At 62.9% G+C, this 8,883-nt stretch carries 3 protein-coding genes; all 3 read right to left on the reverse strand.

The annotated features are described in order from the left end of the window. A partial coding sequence (gene recD / locus HX821_RS31405) for an exodeoxyribonuclease V subunit alpha (protein WP_177037378.1) occupies positions 1 to 1,654 on the reverse strand: 1,654 nt, incomplete at its 3' end. Further along, positions 1,651 to 5,328, reverse strand: a complete 3,678-nt coding sequence (gene recB / locus HX821_RS31410) for an exodeoxyribonuclease V subunit beta (RefSeq protein WP_177010075.1) — start codon at positions 5,326 to 5,328, stop codon at positions 1,651 to 1,653. The genes recB and recD, both read right to left, overlap by 4 nt. Then, positions 5,325 to 8,774, reverse strand: a complete 3,450-nt coding sequence (gene recC, locus HX821_RS31415) for an exodeoxyribonuclease V subunit gamma (RefSeq protein WP_177037379.1) — start codon at positions 8,772 to 8,774, stop codon at positions 5,325 to 5,327. Before recC ends, recB begins: the two co-directional genes overlap by 4 nt. Positions 8,775 to 8,883: the final 109 nt, after the last annotated feature.

The following is an 8,883-nucleotide window of genomic DNA, read 5'->3' on the forward strand; positions in this document are numbered from 1 at the left end:
GGCCCAGGCCGTAATCGTTGCGAGTCATCAACACCGGGCGTCCTTCGTACCATTGCTGGTCGCTGTCGATCAGCCGGGCCTTGAGCAGCGCGGCGGTGATGCGCAGGTTCAGGCCCTCCACGCCCCATGGGCCCTTGCGTACGGCGCAGAGCAGCTGGAAGGCGTCGAAGGCTTTCAGCAGCTTTTGCGCCCAGAGCGTCCAGGCCTCGTCATCCCGTGGCGTCTCCAGGGACGGACGCGCGGTCTGCAGCAGTTTCAGGTAATGGCGATAACCGTGGGCACCGTCGCCATGGCCGTCCAGCACCAAGCGCTCCAGGGCATGGTCGTGCTCGCCCTTGAGGCTGACGCAAAACAGGTCGGCATGGCTGCGGGCAGCCAGCAGTTTGCGGGCCTGCTCAGGGTTTTGCTGGTTGACCCAGCGGGCCAGTTGGCCAATGCCGCTGCCTTCGCCGAAACGCCGCGAGTAACGCAGCATCACCACTTGTTGCGCCAAGGGGTGGCTACCGTCGAGGTCTTCGCCGCTGACCTGTTGCAGCCACTGGCGGGTTTGCGGGCTGTAGAAACCGGCTTCGGCGTCGCGGCACAAATCCCCCAGCACCGCCCCGGCTTCAACCGAGGCCAACTGGTCCTTATCACCCAGCAGCACCAGGCGAGCATGGGGTGGCAAGGCGTCCAGCAGGTTGGCCATCATTTCCAGGTCGATCATCGAGGCTTCGTCTACCACCAGCACGTCCAGGGGCAACGGATTGCCGATGTGATGCCGGAAGTGTCGGGTGCCGGGACGGCTGCCGAGCAAACGGTGAACGGTGGTGACCTGGGTCGGGATTTTTTCCTTCACCGCATCAGGCACTTTCAGCGACAGCACTTGCTGGCTGATGGACTCGGTCAAGCGCGCGGCCGCCTTTCCGGTGGGCGCCGCCAGACGGATGCGCAACGCGCTGCCCGCTTCCACGGCGGGGGCCTGCAACAGCGCAAGCAAACGCACCACCGTGGTGGTCTTGCCGGTACCCGGCCCGCCGGTGACAATGCTGAATGCACCGCGGGTGGCCAAGGCGCAGGCGAGTTTTTGCCAGTCGACAACACCGTCTGGCGGGGCCTGGTCGAACAGGCGATTCAGGCGTTCGGGCAGATCGGCGGCAACGCTTTCCCGGGTGGCGAGTCGCAGGCGCAAAGCGCTGTCGATACGCCGTTCGTAGGTCCAGTAGCGGCGCAAGTACAGGCGTTTGCCCGACAGCACCAGTGGCCGGCTTTGCGCCTCCTCGCTGCCGTCGACGGCCAGTGCCACCAGACGGCTGGCGGCCAGGGCATGGCACCAATGGGCGCCGTCCAGGCCGTCGAGCAACTGTGATGGCAGTAGCATGACGCCGGTTTGCACATCGCCTTCGGGTGGCAGCGACAGAGCGAAATCCGGGGCCTTGAGGGTTTCGAACAGGTCCAGGCATACATGGCCATGGCCCAGTTGGTGGCTGGTCAGGGCCGCGGCCAGCAGGACTAAAGGATCAGCCTGCGGATCGAGTTCGTGGAGGAAGCTGACAAAGGCCTTGTCCAGCGCGCGCAACCAGCCGCGCTGCACCCAGAGATCGAGCAGTTGCACCAGGTCGGCGGCGCGGCTGAGGGGCGTCAGCTCCTTAAGCGGTAACGGCGACAGGCTCATAGCAGCTCTCCTTGTTCCCAGGCGGGCTCGGCCTTGGGTGGTAGCGGTTTGCCCTGGAACAGCAGGTCCAGGCTTTCGATCAATTCCCGGGGTGGTCGGGTGAAATACGCGCCCTGGCTCGCGGAATGGGTGCCCCGCAGGAACAGGTACAACGCGCCGCCGACGTGACGGTCGTAGTCGTAATCCGGCAGCCGCGCCTTCAGCTGGCGATGCAGGGCCAGCAGGTAAAGTACGTATTGCAGGTCGTAACGATGGTCGAGGATCGACAGTTCCATGGCCTGCTGTGTGTAGGCCGAATCATCGGGACCAAGCCAATTGGATTTGTAGTCGGCCACGTAGTAGCGGCCTTCGTGTTCAAAGGTCAGGTCGATAAAACCCTTGAACATGCCGTTGAGCAGCACCGGTTCGGCGGCCACGCGGGATACGCCATTGTGAGTGTGCTGGCACACCAGTTTGTCGAGTGCGAGGACGTCGACCTTGTGGCTGGCAAACCAGAACTCCATTTCGATCTGGTACTGCCGCAACTCGCTAAGGGCCACCTGCCCGTTGCCCAGCGGCAACCGGGCTTGCAACAGATGCCCGAGCCAACCGCCGAGTGTGCCGATCCAGCCTTCCCAGCCGCGTCGGTTGCAGCGGCGGGCGACCGCATCTTCGATGGCCTCCGGGGTAACATTGAAGCCTTCGCCGCCCGCCCATTCCAGCAGGCCATGGAGAAAGGTGCCGGGATTCGGCCCGCGTGGGAAACGGTGAATATCGCCACCGGAAGCCGGCACTTCGCGTGGGGCATCCGGGTCGAGGCGTTCGTCATCGAACAGCTTCTGCGCTTGTGGGCTTTCCGGCGCTTCGAGGCTCGCCGCACTCATGCTCTCGCCGATACGCAGCGCACTGTAGGAAGCGATCCACCAGTTTTCTGCCGCCTTGCGCTTGGGCAGCAGCGGCGCGAGCAAGGTGGCTTCGTTACGCGGCGGGTGGAATACGACCGCATCGGCCTCGGGCATTTCTGCGTAATGCAGTGCCGGGCAACCTTCCTGCAGGTCAAGCAACCAGCGGGCCAGGCCGCCGGACTCGCCAAGTGCGGCGCCGCCGCCGAGCAAGTAGCCCAGGGCCGACAGGTGCAGCACCGAGCTGTTGTTATTGCCACGCTTGAGGTCGGCGATGCCCAGCCAGCAGGCGTGTTTGGCGCGGGTCAGCGCCACGTAAAACAGACGCAAGTCTTCGGCCAGGCGTTCATCGTCGGCTTGGGCGATCAACTCGGCGGTGGGCCTGAGGCTGACCTGGGATTTGCCATTTGCGTCGTGGTAATGCAACGGCAGGCGGCTGCCATCCACCGGTTTTGCCGAGCAAATGAACGGCAGGAAAACCAGGTCGTATTCCAGCCCCTTGGATTTGTGGATCGTTACCACTTTGACCAGTTGTTCATCACTTTCCAGGCGCAGGATCTGCTCTTCACCGGCCTGGCCGGAAAGCGCGAGATGTTCGGCCAGATGGCGAATCAGCGCTTGTTCACCGTCCAGCTCTGCGGCCGCCTGTTGCAGCAATTCCGAGAGGTGCAACAGGTTGGTCAATACCCGCTCGCCATCGCTGCGGGTGATCAGGGTTTGCGGCAATTTGAAGTCGTGCAACAGGCGCCGCAGCATCGGCAGCACGCCTTGGGTGCGCCAGATCGTACGGTAATCGCGGAACTGCATTACGCGTTGTTCCCACGCCAGTTCGTCCTGGTTCAGACGCTCCAGTTCGGGCAGCGACAGGTTCAAGGTGACGCAAGCCAGGGCGGCGCGCAGTGGGCGCTCGACGTCCGGCTCGGCACAGGCCTTGAGCCAGGCCAGCAGGTCGTGGGCTTCCTGGGCGGCGAACACGGAATCCTTATCGGAAAGGTAAACGCTGCGCACGCCACGGGCAGCCAGTTCACCGCGCACGGCCTGGGCTTCCTTGCCGTCGCGCACGAGGATGGCGATGTCTGACGGCAGCACGCCTTTGAAGCTAGCGTCTTTGCCGAGGAATCCGGCAGTTCCCTGCTGGCCGCCATTGAGTAACGCGACGATTTGACTGGCGCAGGACGCGGCCAACTGTTGGCGGTAGAGCACGCCGGAGATCGGCTGGTCGGTGGGTAGATGCCAGAGATTCAGCGCAGGCAACGTCTGACCGTTGACCTGCAGTTGTTCCTTACGGCCTTGGGACAATACCGACTGGAACGGCACCGGATTCGTACCGTCGGGTTCACGGAACAGGAACGCTCCACGGCCTTTTTCTGCGCGCTGGAATACGTGGTTTACCGCCTCGACCATGGCGTGGCTCGAACGGAAGTTGGTGCCCAGGGTGTGATGGCGGCCGGTGGTGGACTGGCGCGCGCGCAGGTAGGTGTAGATGTCGGCGCCACGAAAGGCGTAGATCGCCTGCTTTGGATCGCCGATCAGGAACAGGCCGCTGTCGAGGTGATTTTCTTCGATACGGTAGATGCTGTCGAAGATGCTGTATTGCACCGGGTCGGTGTCCTGGAATTCGTCGATCAGGGCGACCGGGAATTGCTCGCGGATCACGCTGGCCAAACGCTCGCCGCCGTCGGCTTGCAGGGCGGCGTTGAGGCGGATCAGCATGTCGTCGAAGCCCATTTCGGCGCGACGGCGCTTTTCTTCTTCGAAGCGTTTCCCCACCCAGCCGGCGGCGTGTTGCAGCACAGCAGCATCGGGCGTTGGCAGGGCGTCGAGGCTGGCCTTGAGACTGGCCATGGCGTCGATACCCGGATGGCGTGGTGGTTCGCCTTTCCAGGCTTCGGCCATGCCGTCGGGGGTCAGGCGGGTGAAACCGGTGCCGATGTCCAGTTGTTCGAGAGACTCGTCAGCTGCCCAGGCGCTGATTTTTTCGAACCAGGGTTCGAAGTAACGGGCTTGCATCTTGCGACCATCGACGGCTTTGGCGGCGACGGCCTGCAGGCAAATGTTGCGCAATTCTTCTGCCCATTGTTGCCAGGGTGCCTTGAGCGCGACGAGGGCTTGGCGGCGCTCTTGCAGGCATTCGTTGATCAGCTCGGCGGGGTCACGCGTTTCATCCGTGGGCCGCTCGCTGCCGAACAGCGCGCGTACCCGTGGCATCAGGGCCGCCGGGCCGCCCCAATTGTTGCGCACCCAGTTCAGCGCATCGTCGTGCATCGGGTAGCAGAACAGCCGCCAGTAGTCGCGCAGCACTTCGCCGAGCAGGTCGCTGTGGTCGGTCTCCAGGGTCTGGGTGAACAGGCTCCCGCTGTCGAAGGCGTGCTCGCGCAGCATGCGCTGGCACCAGCTGTGAATGGTCGAGACAGCGGCTTCATCCATCCACTGGGCGGCGATGTCCAGGCGATTGGCGCAGCCGGGCCATTGTGCGGGGCTGTATTGGTCGCGCAGTTCGGCGATCAACGCGTCGGGTTCTTCGATTTCTTCGCGGAAAAAACGCGCGGCTTCTGCCAGGCGGATTCGGATGCGTTCACGCAGCTCTTTGGTGGCGGCATCAGTAAAGGTCACGACGAGAATTTGCGGCGGCAGCAACTCGCGGCCGAAGCCCGATTCGTCCCCTCCGTGGCCGAGTACCAGACGCAGGTAGAGCGCTGAGATGGTAAATGTCTTGCCTGTGCCGGCACTGGCTTCGATCAGTTGGCTGCCCTTGAGCGGGAAGGCCAGGGCCAGGGGTTTTGTACCGCTCATGCGCTGGCCTCCGCGCTGGTGAGTGATCGCCAGGGAGCGTTGATCAACGGTCGATAGAGGGTTTCGCACCAGCCTTCGAACTCTTCGCTAGCCATCAAGGCGGCGTAGTCGGGGAACTGTCGGATGAGCGCAGGGCTTTCACGGCGCTCGCCGTCGCTGGTTTGGCCGTCGCCTTCGTAGGCTTTGCTGGCGGCGGCTTGCGCTTTGGCCGGGTCGGTTTGACCGAGCCAGGCGAATGCGGTTTTAACGGCGACCGGCAGTGGTTCGCTCATGCCGGTTTTCCAGGCGAGCAGCAGGTTGCCGAGGAGCTCCCGGGCTGTGGCTTGCTCAAGTGGGGCCAATAGCAGTGTGTCGTCGCTGGCGACCAGGCCGGTACTTAACGGAAGGCCGCAGGCACAGGCCACCAGGTGGTTGACCCATGGGCGAATCAGGCGATGCCACTTACGGGTCTTGATCGAGCCGATGCTGTTGGGGATGGCGGTGACGCTTAGAAAGCCGCCATCGCTGCGTTGATGCAGGCCACTGATCCAACCTTCCAGCTGGATGCCTTGATGCTCAAAACTGATCGGTTCGGCGCTGGTGTGCGCAGTGGGCCAGAGTGCCAGGAGTTGCTGGTAACGCTGCAACAGGTCGGGCAGAGGCTCGATCAGTTCTTTGCGCAGGCATTCGCCGAAACCAACCATCGGCAACAAGCCACTGCCTTGCAGACGCAGGGCCTGGGCGTTGAGGGCTTCGTCGAGGTTGTCGGGGCGGGTGAGTGCCGCCGTGAGCAAACTGTCGCTCAGGCTATAGCGCTGCAGTGCATCGAGGACGAAGGGTTCTTCATCTTCCAGCGGGACTTCGGCGGCTTCGAAAAACACTTTCAGGCGCTGGCTGAAAAAGTGTTTGACCGGGTTGCGCAGGAAGTCTTGCAGTTGGCCAAGGCTCAACGGTTCTTCCTGGGTGTAGGGTGCGAGGCTGCCGGTATCGGGCAGGCTGTCCGGGATTGCGTGGAGCAACTGCCATTCGCGGGCGTAGCTGAACAGCTCGTCACCTTCATGGAAGTAGCGGGCGCTGAAGGGCTGGAGCGGGTGTTCCTGGGTGGTGGCTTCCAGGAGTGGTTCGCCACTGGTGGTGTGCCAGCCGCTGGCAATGTGGTCGCGCAACTGCCCGATCAGGACCGATGCCGGGCGGTCACTGTTGTCGCGGATACTGCGGCCGACCCAACTGATGTAGAGCTGGTCGCGGGCGGAGAGCAGGGCTTCGAGCAACAGGTAGCGATCGTCTTCGCGGCGTGACCGATCGCCTGGGCGGTAGTCGCTGCCCATCAGGTCAAAGTCCAGCGGCGGTTGTGCGCGTGGGTAGTCGCCATCGTTCATGCCAAGTAGGCAAACCAGCTTGAATGGGATCGCGCGCATGGGCATCAAGGTACAAAAATTGACAGCTCCCGCGAGGAAGCGCTGGGACAGCCGGCCTTGGTCGAGGCCTGCCAGCCAGGCCTCGCGGACTACGGTCAGGGGTAATTCGTCATGCAGTCCGACGGACTCGCAGGTCTCCAGCCAGGTTTCTCTCAGTTGCTCGAGTTGACCCAACAGGTAGTCGTCGTGCTCGTTGCTCGGGAGGAAGAACAACTGCATCAGGTTTTGCAGGCGCTCGCCCCACTCTGTCGGCGCGGCAGGTTGCGAAAGTGCCTGGTGGGCATCTTGCAGCGCATCGAGCAGTGCGACTAGCGGGCCGATCAAGGCCGCATCGAGGCCGCCGATTTCATCGTACGGCTCGATGCCATCGCAGGCAGAGCCCGTACCAACGGCGTAGCCCAGGAGCATGCGACGTAGGCCGAACCGCCAGCTGTTTTGCTCCAGCTCCTGGGGCAAGCCGAGGCCGGCGCGTTGTTCGGCGTTGAGGCCCCAACGGATACCGGCGCCTTCGATCCAGCGGTGCAGGGTCGGCAGGTCGCGTTCCTTGATGGCGAAGCGTTCCCGCAGTGCCGGGACGTCGAGCAGGTCGAGGATTTCGCTGACCGGAAAGCGGCTGTCCGGGAGCTTGAGCAGGTGCTCGACGGCGATCAGTAACGGATCGCGGCCGCGCTGGCCCTGGTCCGTAAGCGTGAACGGAATGAAGCGTAGGTCGCTTCTTTCAAGCTGGCCGAATACGGCGCGAATATGCGGCGCGTAGCTGTCGACGTCGGGGACCATGACGATGATGTCCCGTGGGCGCAGCGTGGGGTCGGCGCTGAAGCGCTGCAGTAACTGGTCGTGAAGAACTTCAACTTCGCGTTGGGCACTGTGGGCGATGTGGAAGCGAATGGAAGTGTCGCGCGCCAGGTCGACGCTTGGCCAGAGTTCACGGGTTTCGTTGAGGGGGCGCAGTTCGAGGATGTCGTCCTGGAGTTGGTTGAGCAAGGTGGTGGGCTCGCTCTCGCTGAACAGGTCGATACGACCGTCACGGAATGCCGAGCGGTAACTGTTGGGGTCGTCGTAGCTGTCCAACAGGTTGATGTAGTCGCGACCTTGCTTACCCCAGGCAGCGAGCAGCGGGTGGGCGTGCTGATGCAGGGTTTGCGGGTCGATGGTGACCGGCATTCCGGCCTTGCGTGCCTGGCGCTTGTATTCGTTTCGGAGCAGGTCTTTGTCGGCGACGATGTCGGACCAGTGATGGCGACAAGGGTTGTGCACACACAGCAGCACCTGGCTGAAACGGGCGAGGCCGGCAAGGGCTTCCAGCGCTTGGGCTGGCAAGGAGGAAATGCCGAAGACGATCACGCGGGAGGGCAGGCCTATCGGTGCCTGCTCCAGGCTATTGATGCGCTCGATAAAGCGTTGGTGAACTCCGGCGCGACTTTGAGCCATGCCTTCCTCTCCTACGTCCAACAGCAGGGCGCGCCATAGTTCGGCTTGCCAGCAGTTGGCCGGGCTCAAAGGTTTGGATTCGCCACGGCCATTGCGCAGTTGATGGCGACCGGCAGCCCAATCTTCCAGCCAGTCGGCACGGTAGACCTGGTATTGGTCGAACAGGTCGGCGAGGCGTTCCGCGAGTTGGTAGCGTTTGCGCAGATCCGTATCGTGGGTCAGGAAGCGTTGCAGGGGTTCGAAATGGGGCTGATCGATCAGCTCCGGCAACAGGCGCATGAGACGCCAGGTCAGTGGGGCTTTATCCAGCAGGGACTTGGGCGGGATTTCGTCTTTGCCCAGGACCATGCGATAGAGCTGCCACATGAAGCTACCGGGAAGCTGCACATCAATAGCGGCAGCGATGCCGCAACCGCCCATGTCGTCGTCTTCAGGGTCTTCAGCCAGCGCCAGTTTCAGCCACTGGGCAATGCCGTTGCTTTGTACCAGGGCGATTTCGTTTTCCAGGGGAGCCAGCGGGTAACGGCGCATCCAGCTGACAACCAGGCTGCGCAGCTCATCCAGACGGTTGCCGTGAACCACCATGAATCCAGCACTGAGGGACGTCGCATCCGGCATAACGGCTTCCTTGGGAAAAGCAAAATCGAGGGATGGACTTTAGCATTGAAGACAATCGTAGGCTGCAAGTGAGGAACACTTGGAGACGCTCGCCATACTTTCCGACCGC

This window comes from Pseudomonas sp. B6001, from assembly GCF_013386015.1.
GTDB lineage: Bacteria > Pseudomonadota > Gammaproteobacteria > Pseudomonadales > Pseudomonadaceae > Aquipseudomonas.